Source organism: Trichococcus sp. ES5 (assembly GCF_900067165.1).
Lineage (GTDB): Bacteria > Bacillota > Bacilli > Lactobacillales > Aerococcaceae > Trichococcus > Trichococcus flocculiformis.
The window spans coordinates 1-24,734 of sequence record NZ_FJND01000028.1 but is presented as its reverse complement, the minus strand read 5'-3'; the positions used below and the strand labels follow the sequence as shown (position 1 = coordinate 24,734).

Below are 24,734 nucleotides of genomic sequence, written 5' to 3'. Positions count from 1 at the left end.
CATACATCATGCCCGTTTTCTTTCTAATCTTGGGCTCAGGCAGAAGATCTTCATCTGCGTACTTTTTTGCGGTGCGCCAGTTGATTTCCAATTCTTCAGCTATGTGATTAATAGATTTATCGTGATTGTTTCGTAGATTTCTGATAGTATTAATATCGGTCATTGCGAGCATTCCCTTTCTTACCTCCAGTTACAGTGTTGGAACTATAACTTTAGAGGAATTTCAGGACGCCCGCAATGGCTTTTTCTTTTGCCCTAAGCTGCTTGCGGAGTTATGTACTTTTGCGCTGCAATTGTATGTAGGTTTATCTTGCCACAAACACTAATGTGACATACTGGTGAAAAATTATTTTTTGATCAAGGATACATTACTTTTTCTCCAGCTTTAAAAGTAGTTATTTCTGATAATGTAAAGAACGATACCTCTTTATATAAAATGTTGAGTGAATATGAAGGACAGAGAATTATATACCGCATAGGGACTCCCCAGGGGAATAATTTCTAAATTGATATAGAGAACATCTTCATGAAATGAGATCAAAACAGACATAGACACTATCAAGGATTCCTCATAAAATGAGGTAACATATTTCACTTCTTTTACGTATTTATAGGTAGGAGGTGAAAAAAATGAACTCTTATGAAATGTATATACAATTAGATCCAGCGCTTGAGCACATCATTGAAGAAATTAGTATCTATTTGACAAGAGACTATCACATAACCGCGACGTACCAAGATATTATTGAGAATGCAGTACTGACTTTATACTTCGAGTTACAGCAAGATCATAAACTCTTTGACTAACCTAGTCAAAGAGCCTTAATTGAATCAGCAACGAATAAAACCTACTAATTGTTTAGTAGGTTTTATTCGTATGAAATTTTCTCCTTATCCATATTTTGAAACGACTTCATACGTTTATGCTCATTTACTAAAATTCCTTGTGCAAAGGACATAAAACCACTTAAATCTTGTTTTGCAAGCAATTCAATATAAATTGCCTTTGTTTCTTTTTCAATAATCAAAGGCGGAAATCCCTCTTGCAGCAGTGAATAATTCATTAGCATACGCCCTGTTCGCCCATTACCATCAGAGAATGGGTGAATCCGTTCGAATTGAATGTGAGTATCTAAAATACCCTCTAATTTCTCTTTGTCAGTAGATGCATTCTCCACTCTGTATTCCAGATTGTCTACTAATTGTTGGACTAGGAATGGCGTTTCTGATGGTGAAGCTGTTTGAAATTCTGCACCTATAATCATGTTTTCGTTCTTTTTAAACTGGCCTTTATCATATTGAAGGCGATCGGTTAAATCAGCATGAATTTCTTTGATAATGGACACAGAAAGCTTATCGTTATTCTCTAAATGGTCCAACAGGTTATAAAAAGCATGTTTATGATTTTCAATTTCGTAAAATTCACGTACAGTTGCCCCACCGCTAACTGGCAGTGTGCCATTCAAAATAATCGAAACAGTCGCAGGCAATGAGATCGTATTCCCTTCTATCCCTGCTGAGTGGTGGGCAAGACGTACCAACATATCATCTAAATAGTCTTGTGGTATTTTTTTTAGAATTCCGCTCATAAAAACAGCCCTCCCCTTCTCCCCCATAATGTTAAAATGGTAAAATGGTATATAACACTAACAAAAATCCTTATATAAAAACCTTCTCGAAGCCTCCCCCAAAGTGTTAAAATGGTAGAATGGTAAAATGTTATTTACCATTCTACCATTTTATAATCCAACCTTTTTCTGATGTTTCTTCACATCTTTATCTTCATAGATTTGAACTAAATCTTCAAATCGCTTTAATTCACCATTACTTAAATTTTCGATATAGAGATTCAGTACCAATTCCACCATATCTTTTTGGGTGTCCGAATGACCCATTGTAATAAGAGCTGCTATATAATTACGGATGTGGTTGTCTACACGAATATTCACAGGTTCTGTTACATAGCTAGTTAGAACATTTTTCCCTTTAGAGCTAGGTTGTTCATTAACAGTAGGCTTAAGTTCGATATCGCCCCGATTAACCTTGTTGGTTGTCTCTATTTTTGGGCCTCGGGTTAGGATCTTTTTACCGGTATTTTTTACTTCACTATGATTCAGTAACGCCATTCTACTCCCCTACTTTCTCTAAACGACTGATAATTTCCTTTGCCACATTGGTAAATGCTTCATGGACGCGGCGATCATGGACATCCTTCGGGTTGTCTGTAATACCTTCCATATCCATACGTTTAATGCGCTCCATAATTGAAATTTTATTCTCGAAGATATTTTCTTCTCCAAATTCTTCAATAGCCGCTTTCAGAATTTCTTCATCTACACGAGCTCCTTTTTTACTCAATACAGGTAGTATTCCCAAAATATCAACCAGCGAATGAAAATCATTAATCAATGTATCTTGTAAATAGGTAATAAATACCTCAGCTCCGGCCAATGACCGTTCTTGTGTTTGAAGAACAACTACTATTTGATCACAAGCATAAAATGCTGTGTCATTGAGCAAACTTAATGTTGGAGGAACGTCGATAAAAATAAAGTCATACTCTGATTTTAAAGGTTCCAGTAGTTTTTTAAAAAACGACACTCTATCTATCTCGTTATCATAATTTCTTTCTAAATAGCGTGGATACATGGAAAAGTCGACCGCATTCGGAATTAATGTCAGATTTTTTTTGATTTCTATCGTAATGTCAGTTAAAGGAATCTGGTCATTAATCGCTCCCATTAATGACTTATCGATAGTGATTATATCGTCCACTGCTGATTTAGTTTTTAATAGTAAGGAAGTCAAATTAGCTTGCGCATCAAAATCAATAATCAACACTTTGTATCCCAGATTGGATAAGTTATAACCTACCAAAGCAGTTGTAGAGGTTTTCCCTACGCCCCCTTTAAAATTGGCAAAACTTAGAACGGTTGCTGCCATACTCTATCTCCCCCTAAATGTTATGTAACATTATCATACACCAGCAAGATTAAATTGTACAACTCTTTCTCCCCCAGAATGGTATTTAACATGAATGGTCACACCTCAAAAAACTCCCCCAGAATGGTAAAATGGTAGAATGGTAAAATGGTAAAATGGTAAAATGGTAAAATGGTAGAATGGTAAAATGGTAGAATGGTAAAATGGTAGAATGGTAATTAAGTTAGTTGAAAAAGCCTATATTAAAACCATTTCACCAACTCCCCCAGAATGGTAGAATGGTAAAATGGTAAAATGGTAAAATGGTAGAATGGTAAAATGGTAAAATGGTACGTAACATTTTACCATTTTAACACATCTTTTTTTTTTGCTTAAAAAACGTTTACAAAAATTTTAAAGAAGGGTACTTTTAAGGAGTGAAATGTCCAGCCTAAACAGACCACAGCTGTAAAATAAATAAGGACTTCTACATATTTAGAGTTTACTTACAACTCAAATAAAAACTTTTAACAAAATAAAAGTTTTTATTTGTTAAAATTTTTTATTTTGTTAAAATATAAAAAAATACAAAAAAAAATCCCCTACCCACCTAGCTTAGGAGTAGGAGTAGGGGAAGTTTCTAACTTCGCAACTTCAGTATACGATAATTTTCTATTCGTGTAAATACGGATACCTTTACTGATTCGAAACTTCCCTTGCTGCCTTTTTTTGTTTGAGAAGGGAAGTTTTTCTATGCAAACCCATAATCTGTTTTTTACGCTACAAGAACAGTATGGTATGAAGTACTACCAAATGCCAAAAGTTTTTTTCACGAATGAGAAATACAAAAAGCTTTCTAACGATGCCAAAATTTTATATGCTTTGCTGCTGGATCGACTGCAGCTATCTATCAAAAATAAGTGGATTGATTCTTCGGACTCACTGTACTTTGTCTACACGAATCAAACATTGTCAGAAATTTTGAATGTGTCGCCTCGTAAAATCACCAATATCAAAAAAGAACTGATGGACGCGAATTTGTTGAGTCAAGAACAAAAGAAATTCAACGCACCCTTTCGGTTATATTTGATGAAGCCAGAAATCACAGTTGATGATATTTATCAGATTAATCAAGCTGAAACGGGAGAAGATATCCTAACTGTATCAAAAGATTCTGAGTCCGAGAGTGCAGAATCTCCCAGTGTAGCAAATTCTGCTAGACTGGAAAAAACACCGTCAAATCAAGATCAAAACAGTCTAGCAGAATTTGCTAGACTGAATAAAACAGCGCCAGATCAACCTTTTCACAGTGTAGCAGAATCTGCTAGTCCAGTGTCGCAGATTCTGCTACCTAATAAGACTTATATTACTAATACTAAACATAAAGATAATAAAGAGTATAAAGATCAACGCGTCGCGGACGTTTTACAAAACCAGGCATTCAACCATGCTTTTCAAACACCTCCGGAAAATACGGATGCTTTTATGATTGAACAAGCGATTCAAGAAAAAGAGTTGGTGGAAACATACGGGGAGCGCTTTGTAGAAATTCTCGTGAAATACGTCCGAGAGGACTATAGTCTGTTTTTAGAAACCATTGAAACCGTCGTTCAAGCTACGAAATCTGCAGAAAAAGAAAGCGGGAAGCCCCTTGGAGTCTATTTCTTTGCAGACACGAGTGCATACAGTCAGGACCTGCAGGAAGGGTATTTAACCACGCTGTATAACGTCTTGCGCCACTTGCGTACAAATGCAACGATTCGCGATCCAAAGGCTTACTTTTTTATCAGTTTCAAGAAACTGGCGCTACACTGGATTGAAATCATAGCGTTAGACGAATCACCAACAGAAGAGGTCCCTACTTTCGCACTCAATTTTGACGTGTAAGAGACCTTTAAAAATATCAAAGCAGGCGCGCAAATGAGCAGCTGTCCTGAAAAGTAAGGGGAAAGAACATGCCAGACAACATGCCAGACAATCAGATACTCAATCAAATTAAGAATGATCCTGAACTAGCGCAACAAGTAATGAATCATTTGTTAACGGAAGGAGAACTATTTTACGAAACGTTAGACGCCGATAAACCACTCCGGCAAGAATTACTCACAGAAGTACTGGAACGTTACTGTCTGTCTCAAGCAGAGTTTGCAGAAAAAACAGGTGCAGAAAATGCGCGGATTACCCGTGATGTAAGTAATGGAATTTTAACTCCTGTGCACATATTTGGAGATAAAAAATATTACTATACCCGCTTATTTTGGAAAGAAGATGTTAAAAATTATGCGAAATACGTGGAAGTGACCTCATACAAATCGGCCCGAAAAGTGAAGGAAAAGCTGATAGAAAAGGCAGAAGAACGCGAAGTAAAGCGGAAGACAAAAGAGTAGTATATTACAAGAAAAATCGTTTGTGATTTCAACCAGTTGTGCTATAATAAACCTATAGTGAAATGAAAAGTTTTCATGAGAATAAAAGTTTTTTTGAATGAAAACTTTTAAATTGCTCTTGTGACAACTAAATACCCGAAAGGGAAGGAGCGTATGGAGCTCTTGAAAAATCCTATGTCGGTCGGAGTGGACGGACTATTGGCGGTAGAAACCGCCTGCTATGCTCTAAAAGATATCGTTCGAGAAAACGACGGTCGGAGGGATCCAGGGGGATACCCGCAATAGCAACATTAGGTTTATCCGTTATTTCTCGCACAACATGAGCTACATCTTTGCCAGGATTCTTGTTGTTCACGCAAGCGAGCGAAGACGAAGCGCTTAATACAGCCGAGTGGCTGTTTGCGAGTAAATGCCGGAAGCATCTCTACGAAGCAGAAGGAGGGGAAGAAGATTCAGAATACTCTTGAAACGGTACTGCGTAACCGGAAAATGACGTATGACGAACTGGCAAAGCAATGCGGCATGACCTACAATGGCATAGCCAAGATTGCTAAACAGCAGAATCGGTCAATTCAGTATGCAAGTGTCGAAAAAATCACGAAAACATTGAATATCACAGCCAATGATTTATTGGGATACTTCTATAGCCTACCGGAACCACAGATTGAGATTACGGACATTTACCGACTTTCAGAACAAAATCACCAGGTTTTCAAAGTCAATTGGCAATTGGAAAATTATGGTTTGGAAATGCTTTTTACCGTTATTTTGGGACAAAACGCTACCGAAATTACTGAAGTGAATTTTTGCGTAGATGACATTCGCGGAGCCCATAGCGAAGACTTTCTTTACGCCTTGTTTCAAAGCGGTAAAGAAAGCTTTCAACAAGCAATGGCAGCCTCTATTCAACGGATGCTACCAGAGGAAGCGCAACATAAAATGAATAGCTACAAGGTTGTTTTCTCATGCATGAAAGAGAGCAACCTTTTTTTTATTACTTATTGCGAAATTTGAAGAAAGGAAGGGATCCCATGACCATTGCATTAGACACCCAGGTAGCCAATCAACTCTATAAAAAGCAACTCGCCCTGGAAGGGAAAAGTGTCAAAGCTTTTGAAGACGAAATGCTTCAAGAAGCATTAGGAAAGCTTTTTGATCGGACTTCAACGGAGTATAAACTGTTTAAAGCCGTCATTTTGGATTACCACAAGCAAGAAAAAATAAACAAACGCCTGGCAGAGCAACTACAGAATCCAACGCAAATCGTTCCACAAGTAGCGCTGTTGGTTGAAGCCGATATGCCTACACCGAAAGAACAAGTAGATAATTAATCCAAGAACGTAGGAGGAAATACCATGATACTTCAATCCATTCTTTTAACGAGCAATTTACAAAGTAGTTTGAATCAAGCTACGGGGGATATTACAAATTTGCTGCAAGGTATCGGAATCGGCGTACTGGTTGTTTTTATTGCCATATTAGGATTTAAAGTAGTTACCGGCGGCAGAGAGGGGCTGCGTGAAGCGAAAAGCTCGGTGGTGGGCCTGATCATTGGGGCTGTTTTAATCTGGGGTGCAGGAGCCCTTGCAGAATGGCTACAACAAATTTCGAATTTTTAAAAAAGTGAATAGCGTATAAACGGGACTGAAGGAATACCAGAAGAGTCCTTTTTTATTTGCCAAGAAAGGAGGAACACTATGCTGTATGTTACGTATAGCCATATGCCGAAGGCGTTTAAACGCTTTGTGGGGAAGAACCCGCGTGAGGTTACGTTATTCGAAGCGGAGAGTCAAATGAAGGCCTATCAGGCCGTTCAAACCAGTTCGTTTTTTGAAATGCCCCAATTGGAAATTAAGCAAACGGATACGGAATCTTCTTCTGCACTGTTGAAGTTGGAATTGAAAAGTAATGAAGTGCAACAGGAGTATTTTTCATTGGCGTCCTACTTGGAAGAATATTTCCTCTCAAATCATATGGATTTTCCTGATTTTGAGAACCTGCAAAAAGAATTGCTAAAAAGTATCGGACCAGAAGTCACAGTGCGGAAGAAAAAAGAAAGTAAACGCTGGCTCCCTGCATTCAAGAAAAAGGATCCGGATCAGGAAAATCTTTCAGAGACACTGCAGGTTGTGAAGGAATATGATTTCACCCAAGATTTCACGGAAGCAGAGTGGGCGTTAGCCGAAAGTGAGTTGGAAGATACAGAGCAGTCTGAACGACATCCGGAGAATCTGACAATAGAGAGCGAAGAGGAAGGACCTTCAAAAAGGAATAATCCGCAGGATGTCGCTGTAGCAGAAATAGAAATCCGGGAAGAAACCCCAATAATAGAATCAGGGTCCCTTTTTTTTGAAAAAGAGCTATTGTGGGCAATCCGTCAGAAAATAAGCGGTTGGCAAACGGTTCTGGCTGATTCCGAACAAAATGTTTACGAGAAGCAACTGGCGCAGTTTCATTTGGAACGGGAACAAGAGAAAGCACAGCTATTAGAAAATATAATGCTTTCTCATGAACGGTCATTCGCGTATTTTCAAGCGGAAAAAACAGCTGAATTGGAAAAGATTTTGGAAGGGAAAGTAACGGCGTTCCGGATAATGAAGGAAAAAGAATACGAGGAAATTCTGCAAAATGTGGAAGCGCGAGCGAAAGAACAGTACGCGGAAGAAAGACACCTCTTCCTTCTTAGAATGGAAGAAGAACAACAAGAACAGCAAGCTATTCTGGAACGGAATTATCGATATGCCCTTACCCAGTTGGACGATCGTTTGAGAGAGAAGGAGCGGATCAAAAAAGAGGAATTGGCCGAAAAAGGGAATTCATTTTTGACACAAGAATATGCCAGAAGAAAAGCAGAGCTGGAAAACACCATTCAAGAGGAAAAGCAGCGATTAAGGGCGGCACTTCTTGAAGCGTTGGCAACCAGCCAAAAGGAAGCAAAAGAAGAGCTGCTCAAAAAACGTCAGACGCTCTTGACAGAGTTTGATGATCAGACAGCCGCAGAACTTTCCACGAATAAAGGGAAATGGCTGGAAGAATTTATCGGGATGGAACGGGAAATCCAACAAACAGAAAAAAGCAAGCAATACCGAATCAAAGCGGAAACCTATCGCTTAAGGGCACAGGAACACTTGGAAGAAACTTTGCGAGAAAAAGACCTGCAAATCGCTGCTTTGCGTGCGGAAGTGGATAAGGTAGAAAAAGAGTACCAGTTATTTATGGCAAAAACCCACGCCGAGCAAGAGCGCAAAGAAGCGAATTTAGAAATGTATGCGAAAGAAAAAGAAGAACTGAATCATTCCTTCAAAACCTTCCTGGAAGTCAATAGTCAGAAACAAAAAGCGGGTATGGTACTGAGTGCGTCATCGTTCTTGATTATGGTTATTGTCCTTCTATCCACATTACTGTAAAGAAAGCGGGGGTGAATCGTTTTTGCGAACAAGACCATCTACATTTTCAAAGGATCGTTCGAAAGAAGGCAAACCCAAAGGGTTATCTGCCTACCTGGGGAACTGGGGTATGATTTTCTTCGTTGGCGTCACAGTTTTTGTGGTTTCAGCCATCGCTGCTACGTTTCTGATTGAAACGGTCACACGGTTGTTGTTGTTTGTTACAGCTCCCGATTTTCAGTTGTTAACCGGATTTTCGGGTGTCAATTGGACTACTTTTATCAACGCGAGAAATTTTTATCCGGATACAAGAGGGGTCACATGGCTGCATGGGGGAAGTTATGGCCTTGCTTTCGGGGTAGCCCTATACACCATGTTTAAGCTGCGCAGCAGATATGGTACCTTGAATCGCAATCAAAAAGGTGACAGCGCCTTAGCAACGCTGGAAGAGATTTCCCGTACCTATACGGCAGTTCCAGAAAAGAAAAAAGAATGGGATGGATTAGGTGGGACGTTGATATCGCGAGTAAAGGACACGGTGTTTGTAGACGAAAGCACACAAAATTCAGCGATCATTGGAACTTCCCGCTCCGGGAAAGGGGAACTGTTGGTTTTCCCGATGATTGATATCAATTCTCGTGCCAGTGCGAAACCGAATTTGGTGATCAATGATCCCAAAGGAGAATTGTATACAGCGAGCTATGAGACGTTGCGAAAAAGAGGCTATCGCGTAGAAGTGTTGAATATTCTGAATCCCACGGAAGGCATGAGCTACAATCCGCTGGAATTGGTGAAACAAGCCTTTGAAAAGGGGGACTATGCGGAAGCGCAAAAACGCACGAAAACATTGACGTTTTCTCTCTATAATAACCCGAACGCAAAGGAGCCCTTTTGGGACAATTCCGCACAAGCGTTAGTCTCTGCGATTATCTTAGCGTTATGTGAAGAGTACTATGACCCGGATAATTACCATCCGGAGCGGATTACGTTAAAAAATGTCGCGTCCTTTTTGAGCGAAATGGGATCCAAGAATTATTCGAAAGACGGCGGCAAAACGGAAGTCAATGCCCTGGACGAGTATTTTGAAGGGTTACCTCCTACCAGTGTGGCCAAGCAACAATACGCTACCAGTAACTTTGCCAAAGGGAATACCCGCGGCTCGATCTTTTCGGTTGCCAGCTCAAAATTGGAGATTTTTACAGGAGACGCCATTGCAAAATTAACCAGTATCAATTCCATTGATATGACGCGCGTCGGATTCCCGAAACAAATTCATTTGCGGACCGATATTCGCTTGAAAGGACAAGATTTTGAAGTCCTTTTCTACCGAAAGAACCAAACCCAACCTTTTGGAAAGGAAATCGGGCGTGTAGAAGCCGTCTCCGGTCCGACGACCCAATATGGGTTACTCCACCTTCATTTTGATTACGCGTTAGCAGATGGGGATCGGATCCAGTTTGTGCCAAGAGATAATCCGGATCAAGCAGTGACGTATAGCTTCCAACGTGTTTCAAAAGGGCACAATCAGTATGGGAAAGAAGAGTTTGAAGATTTTGCGCACATGCAGTGGTGTGAAGACGTGTCGGAAAAAGAGAGAGCCATTCAATCACTGGAAGTTTTGTATATCACAGATTCGTATGCCGTCTTCATGGTCGTGCCAGATTACGACTCGTCTATGCATGTTATCTGCTCGATTTTTGTCCGGCAGATGTATCAAACGTTGAGTCAACTGGCCACGATTACCCGGGGTCAGAAATTACACAGACGCGTGCAGTTCATTTTGGACGAATTCGGAAACATGCCGCCCATAGAAGGAATGGATAGCATGTTGACCGTGTGTCTCGGAAGAAATATCCTGTTTGCGCTGGTGGTGCAGGGGTACAATCAGATTGATTCGTTGTACGGAAAAGATAAGGCGACGTCCATTAAGGATAATTGCCAGAATCATTTATACATTTTTACAACCAATAAGGAGACTGCAAAAGAAATTAGTGAGAAGATCGGCTACCGCACCATTGAAATCGATAGCCGCAGCGGGAAAGTGTTGGATTTGGATTCCACGCGTACGACAAGTGTGGATCGTCAGCCGCTGTTATCCGAAAATCGGTTAATGCAGCTGCAGGAAGGCGAGATGGTTGTAATTCGATCGATCATGCGGCGAGACAAGAAAGGACGCGATATCCGACCAAAAGCGATTTTCAATACAGGAAAGACCCGTATGAAATACCGGTACCAATACTTAGCGGAAGATTTTGATACGGAAAAAGATCGTCATGAATTACGCATTCCTTCGTTGCATGCAGAATTACAGTTACATGCGCTACAAGTGGATTATGAAGAACTACAGAACCCGCAGAGAATGCAGCTGAATGAAGGACAGCGGAATGAAATAAAAATGATCCTTGAATATACGTTCTTGAACGGAACCGTTGCTGTGTTTGATCGAAAAAACAAGAATTTGACGGTAGACGAAATCAAGAGTTTGCTTACCTCTTTTGTTTTTGAGCAAGATAAAATCGACTGCAACGGGAATCGGCTGACACTGGAAAATATTGCCTACGATATTCAAAATATTTTACGAGGAAAGCCTTTAGAATATATTGATTTGGATTTGTTACTGGAAGAAGAGGAATTTGAGGATCTTGATTTTGACGAGCAAGATAGAAAGCCTGGAAAGACGACACAAAAAATCGCCTTAGGCTTAAGAACAGAAGTATGAAAGGAGTGGATAGTATGAGAAAAAGAGTGTTGTATGCGATTGTTTTTCCGTTATTGCTGCTTTTAGTGGCATGCGCCTCCAAAGTGAATGATCCACTGGAATTGATCGGACATACTTTTCAAGTCGAGAATTTACGAACAAATAAGGATTACGACACAGTAAAGATTGTAGCTGAAGGTGAAGCCATTCAAGCGGTAGGAGCAACCCAAGGAGATGGGAAAACAGTATCGGAAGTAATGACGGTTGCAGCGGAACCGGACGAAACGGGTTATTACTTGGTAGAGTGGGGAGATAAAACCTACTATGCAGGACGTGTAGACGAAGAAGTATATTTTTGGTTCACTCATAATCCTGATGAAATAGGAAGTACAGAAAAAAATGAGTATGTTTTGAAACTAACTGAAGAGGATTAAAAATGAGAAGTGGTACTAAATCAAATTTAGTAGAACCACTTCTTTTTTTGAAAGGAGCTATAGAATGACTCCAAAAGAAATATTAATGCAGTATGCAGACTTATTTAAGCTTCGTTCGATACCCGCATGGATTTTTCGCTATGTTGAACAATTTCTGTTTCGTTTATTGTATGGGTTGGCCAATGGTATGGAGACGATGGTGAATCATCTGGCTAGCATTTTAGCTTTTTTTAATCAGCCAGAGGTACAAGACTTTTATCAAATTTTGGCGCTGGCAAGTTTTGTTTTCTTGGCGATTGCCCTTATGTTCCAAGGATACAACTTTATTCTGGGCAAACGAAAAACAGTCTCTGATTTATTTCGAAACACCGTTCTCGGAGTCCTGTTTATAATCGCAATTCCCTGGACCATGACGCAGTTTTTGACTATTGCGGATGCCAGTGTTGCTTCTTTGGGGACGGACGAAGAAGGCAATATCATGTTGGCTGCGAATGTCTTGTATGACAATATCACGGATATCGAAATTCTATCGAAAAGCGGAGAATGGGAGAACCTGGAAGCAAGAAAAAATCTGTCCCGCGAATTACCGTTTGCGGCGCTCGATTTGACGGAACCGGCAGATGGCGAAGCTGATGTTTTGGGTGTAAAACTCGTTTCAACCGGAGACAGTGTTGTTGATGAAGAATTAGATAACGGCGGGTTATTCAGCTTTTGGGATGAATACTACTTCCGTTACTCTTATGATTTTCTGGTGATTTTATTGGAATTTCTTTCGCTGATTGTCATTTACATATTTTTCTCGTTCAAATTGATCTCTGTCGCCTTCGAACTGGCTACCACCAAATTGGTTGCACCCTTTGCGATCAACACGGATATTGGGACTGGCCAAAAAGCAAAAGTAGTTTTAAAAGAATTGATTAATGGTTTTGCGACGTTCGTCTCCATTTTTTATATTCTGCGACTGTATCAGGTGTTTACGAGCTGGATCTTGGCAATGGACCTCTTCGATGTACCCATTCTAAATGCCATAATTATGATTGTCGCTGCGTTTGTGGTAATCGATGGAACGAAAACCATTCCTCGTATTTTCGGATTCGACGCAGGTGTAAAAGATGGGCAAGCGACCTTGATGGGCTTATATGCAGGTACACGGTTAGGAGCGGCATTGGGCCGAGGGACTAAAGGGTTGGCCAATGGTATTGGCAACAGCATGGACTATAATGCAGACAAATTAGGTAAATGGAATGAAAATCGCCAAGAGGCGGGCGGTATAGGAAATCACCTGCAAAATGGCATGCAAGACAAAATGAACAGCTTCAAGCACCCATTGCAAACAGCGCAGAATGCTATGCGATCGAGTGACCTGGCGCACTCATTCGCCCAGGGAGGCTTTCAACAAGGTCAATTGAATGACTTGGCAATGGAAACAGGGGCTACGAAAACAAATGCAGGTAAAGCACTGCAGCTGAATGGAAATGATCCAGAAAAAGCCAAAACCTACTTGCAACAAATGGGCATGACAAACGAAATGGAAGACCCACAAGCAATGGGCGCAGATTCTCCACTGGGGGCAGGATCGGTTGAATCAGATGCGGGAATAGCGGGTACACCATCAGAAAAATCAACTCTCCGAACAGACGGGACGGGTAAAAAAGATTTAAATGCGCTGTTGGCCAAACAGGGGGGAACTAGTACACCAAGTGTGGAGCCTTCTGCTTTGAATGAAAATAAAAATTCTGTCGCCACAACGGGCATTACGCATACAGGGCAATCCTTGGATTCCTTACAGGGGTACGCTTTCGAAGAAGCAAATACCGATAACGAGAGCGATCCAACAAGTATTGTAGGGGCTGATAGCCATTCATTGGCCCAAAACAGTTCTTCTCCAAGTGTAGACCGTGTAAATCAGGGAAATACCTTATCAGAAAGAAATATTGCTGTAAACGAACGAAAAGAGGGCCTGAATACAGAAGCGATAGCACTAACTTCTACGGGAAGTACGGGCACGAGCGGGCGAATCAATTCAGATGGCATGGTCAATGTCCCGCGTATGGAAAATCTCTTGTATGAAGAAGACGCTTCATTCCAACCACTGGAACCTTATGAAACGTCCACAAATCGCGCAAAATCAAGCTATGAGAGCGTGGAAGTTTCAAATAGGTCAAAGGATCAAGTAGATAGAAATGTTGCTGTAAACGTTCAAAATAGCGGGATGGGAGAACCGGGAAACACGCCTATTTCCCAGACACCGACAGGTTCGCGAACGCGAATTAATTCAGATGGAACAGTCAATGTCCCGCGTATGGAAAACCTCTTGTATGAAGAAGACGCTTCATTCCAACCACTGGAACCTTATGAAACGTCCACAAATCGCGCAAAATCAAGCTATGAGAGCGTAGAAGTTTCAAATAGATCAAATAGCTTAGTAGACCGAAATGTTGCTGTAAACGTTCAAAATAGCGTAATGGAACAATCGGTAAATACGCATATTTCCCAAACAACGACGGGTTCACGCCCGCGAATCAATGCAGACGGAACGGTTAATGTACCGCGTATGGAACAAATTGTAGAGGAATCTCCGGTGGAATCACATCGCGTTCAGTACGAAACGGATTCTTCCGTCAGAAGCTCCGCTCCTATACAAAAAACGGTGCTAATAAACAGATCTTCAGAACAAACAGACTCAAAGACGACTTTGCGGTACGTGTTACAACAAGAGGACTCCGGTCCAAGTACCCCGATCTCAGAATCCATTTTGGAAACTCGCGCAATAGACGGGCGAACAAAACCGCGTCAGAAACGAATGGAAGATTCGATAAAACCGACGAAAGACATTCAGAATCGAAATGGGAACCGAAAATAAAGGGAGGAAGGGGTTATTGCAAGCTTTATGCAATTCCGCTTCCTTTTCTGGTTAGGAGGAACAAAGATGTATGAAATTCCAAAAGAGTTGAAAACCGATATCAAGTTATGGGCGGTTTACTCCAGTGACATTCCTTTTTTATTGATGATGTTGCTACTGACGCTGATGTTGGAAGATTTTTTTACGGGCGGAATCTTCCGTTTAAAGCTAGCCTATTATGCCGTGAACGTCCTGTTCACTTTTCTGTTTATTACCAAACCGGTCCCCAATATCTCGATTTTTAAGCTAATCACCCATGGGCTTCTGCAAGACTTTCGGAAAGTAAAAAGTTTGGATTATCAAAAATATGCCGCAGTCGCTCATTTAGAAGAGTGGAAGGAAGAGGAGGCGAACTAATGCAAACAAACGGCAAATCTGCTTGGGAGAATATCAAATCGTTGTTTCAAAGCCCGAATGGGGGGATCAAAGAGATGGCTGAGTGGATCCCTTACATTGATCTGACTGCCGAAGGCTATCTTGTGATGCGGGATAGACGCTATCAGAACATGGTTCAAATTGAATCCCATGATTTAAACACATTGACTGAGAGCGATAAAAACCGATTGATCGAGGAATTTTCCCGTTTTTTGACGAGTACGAATTTTCCGCAAAAGTATTTGAGTATTCGGAGCAATGTAGACACGTCCGATCAGCGCAATTATTGGGCCAAAATGTATCGGAATGCAAAAAATGACTTACAGAAAAAGCGGATCTTACACACCATTGAACAACTCAAATTTGTAGAAGAAAATGCAACGAACCAGGAATACTATTTACTTTTTTCAGCCACCACGATCCAGGAGCTGCAGCGAGCTGAAAATGAAATCTATATTTTTGGTGGTCAAGCGTTGGGCGCCAAACCGGTCCCGGTTGAAAAAAAGTTGAAGATATTAGATCGGCTAATGAATATGAGTAGTTATGCAGATGGGGAGGACTGAACATGGAACGGACGATGAAAAAGTCAAAAGCCCTTCAAGCAGAAGTAAATAAAAAAGAGAACATAGCGGAAGCCTATAACAAAGCATTTATGGCTGAAATTCAGCCAAAAGGCGGTCTTGTTTTTGAAGATAAGTACGTCAAAAAAGCAGATGGCTATGAAACGTGTCTGCATGTATACGATATGAAAACAACCCAGAACACCTTTTGGTTAAATCAACTTATGCAACGAGACGAAGTGATTGCGGTAATGGACGTGTTGACGGCGGAACGTGACGATATTTTAAAAACGATTGATCGGTCCATAGACGAATTTTACGCCCGCGCTTTGGAAGAAAAAAGTAATATCGAACAGTTGGAATCGCAAATGAGCATTTCCACCTTGCAGCGCGTAGCCAATGAAATTTCACAAAGAGGAGAATCGATCAAAATAGTGGTGAATCGCTTGTATTTATCAGCAGCCACCCGAGAAGGATTGGATAAGAAAATCAATCGGTTAAAAGGTGAATTGACCGGACTTGGTTATAAAACAACCATTCTTTTGACGGGTATGAAGGAGGAATGGGACGGCTTGTTTCTCCCGTTGGATAAACAAATGGAAAGTAATTTTACGATCAATGGAAAATATATTCCAGCGCGGTCTCTTGGGGGCGGTTATCCTTTCCACCACAAGAGTCTGGAAGATCCGTACGGTATGTATTTGGGGCGTACGAGCACGAATGGCGTCGTTCTATTTGATCGCTATATGAACGACAACCGGAATCGAAAATACTCGCATACCTTCTTATTTGGCCAAATGCGGTACGGGAAATCGACTTTGCTGAAAAAGTTATTTGAGGACGACTATAATCGGGATAACTTTATTCGTGGGTTTGATAAAGCGGGTGATTTTGAAGAAGTGGTGGCCGACAAAGGCGGTGCATACATTGATTTGGCAGGGAAAAATGGCCGAATCAATTGGCTGGAAGTATTCTCTACCGCTACGAGATCCGAAAAGGATCTATCCGTCGATCATGTGGCAAGCTTCCATCAGCATATCGCGAAATGCAAGCTCATGATCGGGATGTTGAATAGTGATTTTACGGAGACGGATTTGAATGAGTTCGGACGAATGTTGGCGGCCTTCTATGTAGACTATGGACTTTGGGTAGATACCAACGAGCCAGAGGCGCAACAACAAACGGCTATCGCTGGCAGACCTTCTGCCGATTATCCTATTTTGATCGATTTGTTGGCCTTCATGACACAAAAATATCAGCAGGTCATTGAACGGGAAGCCCCCACGCCGGCCAGACGGGTTCGGATCGAGAAAATCCGCAACACATTGGACAGTATGTTGCAAGAAAATGGGAATATCTTCAACGGTCGGACGACCGTTCCGAATGTCCAGGATGAACAAGTGGTGTTTTATGACATTTCCAGTTTGCAGTCCCTTTCCAGCAATGTTTTCCGGGCACAACTCTACACGGCCATTTCGATGATTTGGAATGATGCCTTACGGAATGGGCGGAAAATGAAGCAACTGTACGAGAATAATCAAGTGGAATGGGCGCATATTCGGCGCTTCTCGGTGTATTTAGATGAATGTCATAACGTTATCAATCCCGACAACAAAGCTTCCGTAGACTACATCATTCAATTTCAGCGAGAAATGCCAAAATTTTTCGGATCGGTCTTGTTTGCGACCCAGACAATCGATTCGATTTTGAAAAGTAACCTGGCCAATGATACGAATGAAGCACTCAAAACGATTTTTGCACTCTGCCAATATAAGTTTTTCTTTCGATTGGACCATTCCGAGGTGGACACGGTCCAACGGGTAATCGGGGATGTGTTGACGGACAGTTTGAAAGGTGAGATTCCGAAGCTGCAGCAAGGGGAAACCGTACTCACAACGGGTGCAACAGAAGCTTTTAAAATGAAAGTCTTTGTCTCTCAAGAAGAAGTTGATCGGTTTAAGGGCGGGAATTAAGGAGAAGGAGGAAACGTATGCACCATTCTTTTTATGCTTCCATGCAGTTATTGCAGCAGCCCCAAGTGTTAGTAAAGAAAGGCTGGAAGGTCCTGGCCGTTTTGCTTCTGGGGCTAATGGTAGTAGCGGGATCCCTGGGAGGAGTCCTCTCGATTTTTATTGGAGAGAGTGAGAGTAGCACCGATAGTCAGGCACCAATCGGTTTTTACGGCGGCAATGTCGGATTGAGCCCGGAGACGGAACAATACCGCAGCATGGTCCAAGAAGTACTGACCCAATATGGCATACCGGAATATGAAAGTGTGATTCTGGCTATCATTCAAGTGGAATCCAAAGGTCTGTTGGCAGACGTTATGCAATCCTCGGAATCAGCCGGATTGGCCCCAAATGCATTCACCAATCCACTGCAAAGTATCGAGCAGGGCGTGAAGTACATGAAGGCAAATATCGATTATGCGAGAGAACGTGGTGTGACGGATGTAGGTGCCTTGTTGATGGGCTACAATTTCGGGACCGCGTATATTCAATACATTGCACGAAATGGCGGGGTCCACACGCTGGAACTGGCAGAGCAATACTCCAAAAACATCGTGGCGCCTTCCCTTGGAAATACGACTGGCATTACGATGCCGTATCGAAACGCAATCAGTGAAGCGAATGGTAAACCCTACATCTACTATAACGGCGGGAACTTTCATTATGCGGACTTAGTAGGACAATACTTGGTGGCCGGAACAGGTAATCAGGAAGCCATCAATGGGGACGTGCAACACTTACTGGACGTTTCGAAGCAATACTTAGGCGTGCCTTATGTTTGGGGCGGTAAGACGCCGAACGGTTGGGACTGTTCCGGATTTGTCGGATGGGTCTACAAAGAAGCCTGGGGGATAGATGTCAGTACTTGGACCGTTACGCAAGCTTTGGTTGGCGATCGGATTCCGGTCAGTGAAGCGAAAGCAGGAGACATGCTTTTTTGGGGTCCGACAGGCGCAGAAACGCATGTCGCCATTTATTTGGGAGACGGTACTTTTATTCACGCGCCGCAGCCAGGGGACGTGACCAAAATAACGCCCCTTCAATATTTTCAACCCGACTTTGCGGTTCGGATGTAAATCGTGGGAGGTAGGATATGAAGGAAAAAAAGATCTTTACAGTGATCTACTTGTTGTTATTGGTATCAGTTGTTGGGAACGTGATTTTCTTCGTCAACTGGCTAGGGAGTCACTCGAATCAAGAGAAAAGGAATCAGGAACAAGCAGAACTGGTTACGGTATTGGAAGAAGAAAATACGCAATTAAAATCACGGATTGATGAACTCTTAACGAGTGAATCGGAATCAGAATCTTCGTCCGGAGAAGAACATACGCAAGCAACAAAGTCTGTTGAAGAAGGGGAAACGACTGACGGACTTCCTGGGTCAAACGAGAAGCAAGTAGCCTTCTTGGAGGAATTTGCTCGCTTGCAATTTGGAATGGGTGCCGATCAGCGGGCAGAAAATCTGGCACAACTGGGGACCCTCATGAGTGCGGAAGCCTTCCAAGAAATGAACGGCAGTGCGGACGTTATACCGTCTGCCATTGGCTATACGATTGAAGTAGAAGAGACAGAAATTTATCGCCAGCTAGACACTGAAAATACAAATGAATATCTGATTGTCGTTCACCAAAAGACAAAAACCGATCAAGAGAATGCCACGGCTGTGCAATCCCGATTGTATTATCGGGTGACGCTTGGCAATACAGCAGAAGGCACGCTTATGGTTGATGAGGTCAGTGCGTTGATGCCGTACCAGTAAGAAAGGAGAAGACTTGTGAGCGAACTTAAAATGAAATTTCAAGAGAACCCGCGCTATCTTTATTATGGCATCTTACTGGCCTACCTATTGAGTCTGCTAACCATTTTTACCTTACGTGTCACAGCTGGATCAGGCGAAGTGAACGTAGAAACGAATCAAATCGGACAGTATGTTGGAGTTGGCCAAAACGACCTGACTGTTTCGGATCTCATTTATAATCCGGAAACCGGCATTGTGGAAGTCGATGTCTATATCAAGAAAGAGCAAAGCATGATTGAAGACTTACCGGACTACGAATTTGCGGGTTTGGTTTTTACAGATACGGATACGTATTTGCCGCAAGAAATGATTCAAGTGTCCGAAAATTATTACGTGGTCTTCTTTGGAGATGTGCCAAAAGACTTTCAGGCACTCTCACTTACGGTAGCGTATGTGAAGGAAGAGGACGCCAGCGCAGATCTGACGAAGATGCGTTACCTACAAGAAGATTTTAAAGTCGATCCGGCGTATGAAATAACAGAGGACACGCTGCATTACGAAGAAAAGGCTATTGCCTTTGAAATTTCGGAAACAGAAAATCAGATCGCGGCCAATCAAGAAGAGAGAAGCGCACTGAAAGAAAAAATCGAACAGTACGAAGAAAAAATTAAAGAGAACGAGGAAGAAAAGAAATATCTTCTGAGTGAAGAACAAGCGGAAATCGATTCTACCAATAACAAATTAGTGAAAGAAATCGTAAAAATGGAACAGGACATAGCGGACTTAGGCAGACAGAACAGCCAACTAAAAGAAAAAATCGCCTTGGCTGAACAGAAGAAGGGCGCACTCAAAAGCGCCGAGTGATTATGGGTAGATTGTCTGTAAAAGGGCTTCATAAAACTTATTAATTCTTGGAATTAAGGTTATTAAAACCTATTAAATGTTATGAAATCCTATTAAAAAGAGGGTTTTTAGCGTGTTTTGAGCGGAGTAGGGGACACATCAGGCTTTGCCTGATATCAAGCGGTTTTCGAGGGATCGAGAAAACGTCAGCGGAGTGACCCCCTTATGCTCATGGAAAAATCTAGTGGATTCTTGGTTTATGGTTTTTAAAAGCTGAAATGGATTGGATACAGGAGGTGTGTTTATGTACGCAAACAACAAAATCGAGATCCGGGTATCGGGAGTGTCCCACTCTCTAAAGAAAGAATTATTCCGAATAGTAGAACAGAAACAAAAAGCATTAGGAACGAAACGCTATTCCCTATCTGATCTTGTGATTGAAGTGTTAGAAGACTACGTTGGAAAGTCCTATGAGGAAGAGGTCCAGGAAGAGCAACGAGAATTTTTTGGTGCTGTTGCAAAAGAAGTGGCGAAAATTGACGCCATCGATCAGAAGATGAATCTATTGATTCAATCCTTAAATGCAAACACCGGAACGCTGCAAAAGGTTCTGAACGAGCTGTGAAGGAGGGGGAAATATGACAACGCCTGCCTTCGTTTTAAAATCAGAATTTGAATTACCAGGTACGAACACCAAGGGATACGCCGGTATCGTCGACTACATGACGGATAAAGAAAAAGTAAAGAAGGGTGAAGCGTACAATACTCCGGATTATTTTCCTGAAGGCATTCTATCCTATATGTCTGACGAGAAAAAAGCCAGTGGTCTCTTTACCAAGGATAAAGATTTTGTCGATAAAAATTCAATCCGGGAATTAAAGGAGAGCTATCAACAAGCGGAACAAAATGGCAGCTTGCAATGGAAGTTTGTGGGGTCCTTCGACAACGAGTGGTTAAAAGAAAATCAGATCCTAAATCCGGATGGAGAGGTGCGAGAGCAGGCGCTCAAAAAATCGGTCCGCGTCATGATGGATCGCTTGATTAAAGAAGAAAAATTCATTCCGAGTCAAACGATTTGGGCGGCCTCTTTCCACCACAATACGGACAATCTGCATTTTCATATTTCGCTGGTCGAAAAAGAAAACTCACGCGAATTGGTGAAAAGACGGAAGCAGAAAGTAGAAAAATCATTGTCGCCAACTGGCATGCAACTACGTTTTTATCGGGACCAGGGAGCGAAATTTTTGCAGCCGAAAGGAAAGCTCAAGCAAGCGACGCTGGAGAAAATGAAGAGTGCTTTTCTGAATGAATTGACCCGTCCCAGTCGAAGGCAAACTCTCGAAAAACAAACGGCATTACGAGATAACTTGGTTCAAGAATTACAACTGCCGCAAGAAACTTTTACGAAACGAAAAGAACTACTACGTATCCTTCAAGTGTTACCCCAGGATAAAAAGAAGTGGCAGTATAAAACAATCCGTAGGGAATACCCATTGGCAAAAAATAGGATAGATGCCTATACAAAAAATTATCTAAAAAAATCCGGAAAGCAGGAAGAATTTCAACGAATAGTGAAAGAGGAAGCCGATTTTCGTGCGCGGTTATATGGGGGTAGTCATGACTATCAAAAGAATCAAATGGCGGATCTGGAGTATCGATTAGGCAATCGACTTTTAAAAGAACTGCAGCTGCAGTTGCAAGAAAAAAATAGGCTACGGTCTGTGAGTCGGTCCTTATATAAAGAGCAGCACGAAGAAATATCGGTCGAATCGATTCGGTTTACGTTACGCGATCGTCGAAGGTTGGATCGTGCAATGGGGGATACTTATCAGAAAAAATTGAATCTCTTGTATTACGAGCAGAGCGAACGGGAAGCGGAACGAGTGAGACGCAAACAGGAGTATGGATTGGAATAGAAAGGAGTGCGTTATGCATAAAATTGTATCGCTTAGTTTAGATGAGCGGATTGTGGCATGGTTAGATGACGAAATTATTCGGCAACCGGACTGCCATAACCGTTCCCAGCTGGTTCGTAAAATCATTCAAGACTACGCTGCGGATCAAGGAAACAAATCTCTAAAAAAAGAACATAAATGCAACTTAGGACAGCTGGAAAAGGAAGTGGCGATCGTGAAGCAATTAGTGGGGGCCTTGGTGTTTAATAGCTATTCCAATTTAGAAAGTACGGAAAATGAAACGCCCCTCTCGCTTTCCGCTACGACAGATTTACCTTTAATCGAAGAGAGTATTATTCATGAAGTACTTGAGAAAAAGTTGTCGAAAAAAAGTGAGGGGAAAGCATGAGCATACAACCAGTGCGCTTGGTCGCGATAGAAGAAGAGGAATATGTGGGATTTTTTCAGACATTAGAATCCTACGATGTAGAGGATTCGACGAAAGATATTGAAGTGCCCATCTATGATTACAACGATTTATGGGATCTCATTTTACAGGATTACTACCAGCAATTAGATGTCGTTTATTCTCTCGATCTAGAAAATAAGGTAGTCGTAGATACGCAAGTTACACTATTCTAAGGAGTGAAGAGCCATATGACTTACAGAAGAAAAACAGCGCAAGAAATAAAAGCAGCTGTGCAAGAATTGTCTCAGGAAGCCAAAAACAAAGTGGAAGAGTATGCGCAAGACTCCGAAGGAATCCGTGCATATCTTGATTTTATGTCTAAATTTTATCAGTACTCCCCTAGGAATAATGCCTTAATCAAAGAGAGTTTTGAAGGGGCTTTAGCTGTGAAGGGATTCAAGCAATGGAAAGAAGAAGGGTTTTCGGTACGAAAAGGCGAAAAGGCCATTGAGATTCTCATTCCGAGTATTTCCAAATATTACAAAGATAAAGAAGGGAAGCTGGTCCCCGTTTCGGAAGCAGATTCTCTTACAAAGGAACGTATTCAGAATAAAGAAATTCCTGTAACGAAGCAGGTATCTGGCTTCACTAAAGGGCACGTGTTTGATATTACGCAGACGAATGCGGAGGAGAAAGATTATCCTGCCTATTATCCAAATCGACGTGAGGAATACGGCTTTCGTGGCGACAGCCTATTGGCGTTCAATCGCGCAGTAGAGGTGTATACCCGTGAGCATGTTGAGTCCCTTACCTTTCAACCTATTCCGAGTGTGGCAAAGGGCTATTACGAATTGGGTGCTCACCGTATTGTATTGAATAGTCGGTTGAATGAATCCGAAAAAGCCAAAACGTTGATACACGAGTTGGCCCACGCCAAAATGCATGGAGAAAATAGTCCTTATCGAGATACGACCATCCGAGAAAAAGAAATGCAGGCAGAAATGACCGCATATGTTGTTTCAAAATCATTTGGTTTGGATCCGGATGACGCGTCTATCCGTTATGTTGCGAATTGGACCGGAAAGTTTACAGAAATTGAGAATATCGAAAAAAATTTAGCGGCAATCCAAAAGACTTCTCGTGAAATGATTCAAGGAATAGATACGCAGTATGGATTTGAGCTAGAAAAAGAAGCTGAAAAAAGCACAATAGAAAAAGAGTCCGGTATCCCCGTTCCAGAAAAGGCGGACGAAATCAGTCAACACGAGGAACTTGAAGAAGGTAAAGAGAGACCCGATAAGCCCTATATCCTGATTCAGAATGTACAGGCGTTGGTAAAGGACGGACAGATTCCGATGGAGAAAGGTAATTTCTACACAGTCGAAGAGACGGAACAAATTTTTGAAGATATGAAGGAACAGCCGTTCAAAATCCGATACCAACTATTTGACAGTAATGCGACAGACCCGATTACAGACAAAAAGCTAACCAAGACGGTTTCGCATTCTTATCGAAAAGGGACCTTTACACAAGCGTCTTATAATCAGATCGCGCAGCTAAAAGATAAAGGCGTGCAACATACTATGCAGAAGGTGAATGAGAGAGAGTTAGAGTAGTGAGTTATTTTCGTTTAGAACCTGGATTTCCGATAAAATTATAACGTGGAACGTTGAAAGATTGATAAAACAATGTTTCACTGTGCACCCTCGTTATAAAACGTTCTAACGATTTATAACGAGGTTCATAAAAAAAGACCGCAGTTAAGGGCTTTTTTAGTACTACGTTATAATAATCCGGGAATGAAGGTTAGAAGACCGCCCATCAAACAAGAAGGGCGGTCTTTAATTTACTATGAGTAAATCCGTATAAATACATACTAAAAGTCCCGACTTTTACAGTTGCTAAACCGAAAAATCCCCATAAATCGCGTTATATATGCGTTTATGGGGATTTTTTTATTTTTTGGTATGTAGATATGCACGCTTGCGTTTGTCTTTTTTCCCGTAGGGGGGAATATCTTCTAACCCAAGCACACCCAGAATGTCGGTGAAACCTTCGGTTGCTTTGTTTTTGATAAAAATATCAGTATTGTCCATATTCACACTGGTGATTGTAGCGCTGCGAAGAGCGGTCTGGATTGCCTCCGTGGAGAAGTCGATTCCTTTTTCATGAAGGT

At 41.6% G+C, this 24,734-nt stretch carries 25 protein-coding genes; 21 read left to right on the top strand and 4 right to left on the bottom strand.

Annotated elements, in window-relative coordinates:
• Positions 1-869: 869 nt before the first annotated feature.
• From TES5_RS13765 to TES5_RS13755, 3 genes are all read right to left on the bottom strand, one after another.
• Positions 870-1,589 (bottom strand): Fic family protein, encoded by a 720-nt coding sequence (locus TES5_RS13765; RefSeq protein ID WP_068562562.1) that lies wholly within the window; start codon positions 1,587-1,589, stop codon positions 870-872.
• Positions 1,590-1,739: 150 nt separating this feature from the next.
• Complete coding sequence (locus TES5_RS13760) at positions 1,740-2,126, bottom strand: DUF5388 domain-containing protein (protein ID WP_068562561.1); 387 nt, start codon at positions 2,124-2,126, stop codon at positions 1,740-1,742.
• A 1-nt stretch (position 2,127) separates the two neighbouring features.
• The gene (locus tag TES5_RS13755) at positions 2,128-2,943 is read right to left on the bottom strand and encodes a ParA family protein (RefSeq protein WP_068562560.1); all 816 of its coding nucleotides are present in this window, start codon (positions 2,941-2,943) and stop codon (positions 2,128-2,130) included.
• Between the two features lie 732 nt (positions 2,944-3,675).
• Between TES5_RS13755 and TES5_RS13750 the strand changes: the two genes are divergently transcribed.
• The 21 genes from TES5_RS13750 to TES5_RS13655 all read left to right on the top strand — a co-directional run bounded on the left by TES5_RS13750 (position 3,676) and on the right by TES5_RS13655 (position 24,174).
• The gene (locus tag TES5_RS13750) at positions 3,676-4,809 is read left to right on the top strand and encodes a replication initiator protein A (protein WP_068562559.1); all 1,134 of its coding nucleotides are present in this window, start codon (positions 3,676-3,678) and stop codon (positions 4,807-4,809) included.
• Between the two features lie 68 nt (positions 4,810-4,877).
• On the top strand, positions 4,878-5,309 hold the full coding sequence (locus tag TES5_RS13745; protein ID WP_068562558.1) for a hypothetical protein: 432 nt from the start codon (positions 4,878-4,880) through the stop codon (positions 5,307-5,309).
• Between the two features lie 332 nt (positions 5,310-5,641).
• Positions 5,642-5,776 carry a hypothetical protein gene (locus tag TES5_RS15710; protein WP_255356066.1) on the top strand — a complete coding sequence of 45 codons (135 nt, stop codon included), beginning with the start codon at positions 5,642-5,644 and terminating at the stop codon, positions 5,774-5,776.
• Between the two features lie 22 nt (positions 5,777-5,798).
• On the top strand, positions 5,799-6,323 hold the full coding sequence (locus TES5_RS13740; RefSeq protein WP_131814091.1) for a helix-turn-helix domain-containing protein: 525 nt from the start codon (positions 5,799-5,801) through the stop codon (positions 6,321-6,323).
• 17 nt (positions 6,324-6,340) lie between these two features.
• A complete protein-coding gene (locus TES5_RS13735; protein WP_068562556.1) occupies positions 6,341-6,640 on the top strand; it encodes a hypothetical protein in 300 nt (99 codons plus the stop codon).
• A 24-nt stretch (positions 6,641-6,664) separates the two neighbouring features.
• Positions 6,665-6,928 (top strand): TrbC/VirB2 family protein, encoded by a 264-nt coding sequence (locus tag TES5_RS13730; RefSeq protein WP_068562555.1) that lies wholly within the window; start codon positions 6,665-6,667, stop codon positions 6,926-6,928.
• Positions 6,929-7,006: 78 nt separating this feature from the next.
• Positions 7,007-8,716, top strand: a complete 1,710-nt coding sequence (locus tag TES5_RS13725) for a coiled-coil domain-containing protein (RefSeq protein ID WP_068562554.1) — start codon at positions 7,007-7,009, stop codon at positions 8,714-8,716.
• 109 nt (positions 8,717-8,825) lie between these two features.
• Positions 8,826-11,414 carry a VirD4-like conjugal transfer protein, CD1115 family gene (locus TES5_RS13720; RefSeq protein ID WP_068562553.1) on the top strand — a complete coding sequence of 863 codons (2,589 nt, stop codon included), beginning with the start codon at positions 8,826-8,828 and terminating at the stop codon, positions 11,412-11,414.
• Positions 11,415-11,428: 14 nt separating this feature from the next.
• On the top strand, positions 11,429-11,827 hold the full coding sequence (locus TES5_RS13715) for a hypothetical protein (RefSeq protein WP_068562552.1): 399 nt from the start codon (positions 11,429-11,431) through the stop codon (positions 11,825-11,827).
• A 64-nt stretch (positions 11,828-11,891) separates the two neighbouring features.
• A complete protein-coding gene (locus TES5_RS13710; RefSeq protein WP_068562551.1) occupies positions 11,892-14,690 on the top strand; it encodes a pLS20_p028 family conjugation system transmembrane protein in 2,799 nt (932 codons plus the stop codon).
• Positions 14,691-14,756: 66 nt separating this feature from the next.
• The gene (locus TES5_RS13705) at positions 14,757-15,086 is read left to right on the top strand and encodes a hypothetical protein (RefSeq protein WP_068562550.1); all 330 of its coding nucleotides are present in this window, start codon (positions 14,757-14,759) and stop codon (positions 15,084-15,086) included.
• Positions 15,086-15,667, top strand: coding sequence for a hypothetical protein (locus tag TES5_RS13700; RefSeq protein ID WP_068562549.1), 582 nt, complete (start codon positions 15,086-15,088; stop codon positions 15,665-15,667). Before TES5_RS13705 ends, TES5_RS13700 begins: the two co-directional genes overlap by 1 nt.
• 2 nt (positions 15,668-15,669) lie before the next feature.
• Entirely contained in the window at positions 15,670-17,637 is a 1,968-nt protein-coding gene (locus tag TES5_RS13695; RefSeq protein ID WP_068562548.1) for a VirB4 family type IV secretion system protein, read from the top strand.
• A 17-nt stretch (positions 17,638-17,654) separates the two neighbouring features.
• Complete coding sequence (locus TES5_RS13690) at positions 17,655-18,749, top strand: bifunctional lytic transglycosylase/C40 family peptidase (RefSeq protein ID WP_068562547.1); 1,095 nt, start codon at positions 17,655-17,657, stop codon at positions 18,747-18,749.
• 17 nt (positions 18,750-18,766) lie between these two features.
• Positions 18,767-19,432, top strand: a complete 666-nt coding sequence (locus tag TES5_RS13685) for a hypothetical protein (protein ID WP_068562546.1) — start codon at positions 18,767-18,769, stop codon at positions 19,430-19,432.
• Between the two features lie 15 nt (positions 19,433-19,447).
• Complete coding sequence (locus tag TES5_RS13680; RefSeq protein ID WP_068562545.1) at positions 19,448-20,275, top strand: hypothetical protein; 828 nt, start codon at positions 19,448-19,450, stop codon at positions 20,273-20,275.
• A gap of 283 nt (positions 20,276-20,558) precedes the next feature.
• Entirely contained in the window at positions 20,559-20,879 is a 321-nt protein-coding gene (locus tag TES5_RS13675) for a hypothetical protein (protein WP_068562544.1), read from the top strand.
• 13 nt (positions 20,880-20,892) lie between these two features.
• A complete protein-coding gene (mobP2, locus tag TES5_RS13670) occupies positions 20,893-22,170 on the top strand; it encodes a MobP2 family relaxase (RefSeq protein ID WP_068562543.1) in 1,278 nt (425 codons plus the stop codon).
• Between the two features lie 13 nt (positions 22,171-22,183).
• Complete coding sequence (locus tag TES5_RS13665; RefSeq protein ID WP_068562542.1) at positions 22,184-22,558, top strand: NUDIX hydrolase; 375 nt, start codon at positions 22,184-22,186, stop codon at positions 22,556-22,558.
• Positions 22,555-22,791, top strand: a complete 237-nt coding sequence (locus TES5_RS13660; RefSeq protein WP_068562541.1) for a hypothetical protein — start codon at positions 22,555-22,557, stop codon at positions 22,789-22,791. Before TES5_RS13665 ends, TES5_RS13660 begins: the two co-directional genes overlap by 4 nt.
• A gap of 15 nt (positions 22,792-22,806) precedes the next feature.
• Positions 22,807-24,174: an ArdC family protein gene (locus TES5_RS13655; RefSeq protein WP_068562540.1), complete on the top strand. Its 1,368-nt coding sequence runs from the start codon at positions 22,807-22,809 to the stop codon at positions 24,172-24,174.
• A gap of 339 nt (positions 24,175-24,513) precedes the next feature.
• Here the strand turns inward: TES5_RS13655 and TES5_RS15445 are convergent.
• Positions 24,514-24,734, bottom strand: a 221-nt coding sequence (locus TES5_RS15445) for a hypothetical protein (RefSeq protein ID WP_198143364.1), incomplete at its 5' end; no start/stop codon positions are given.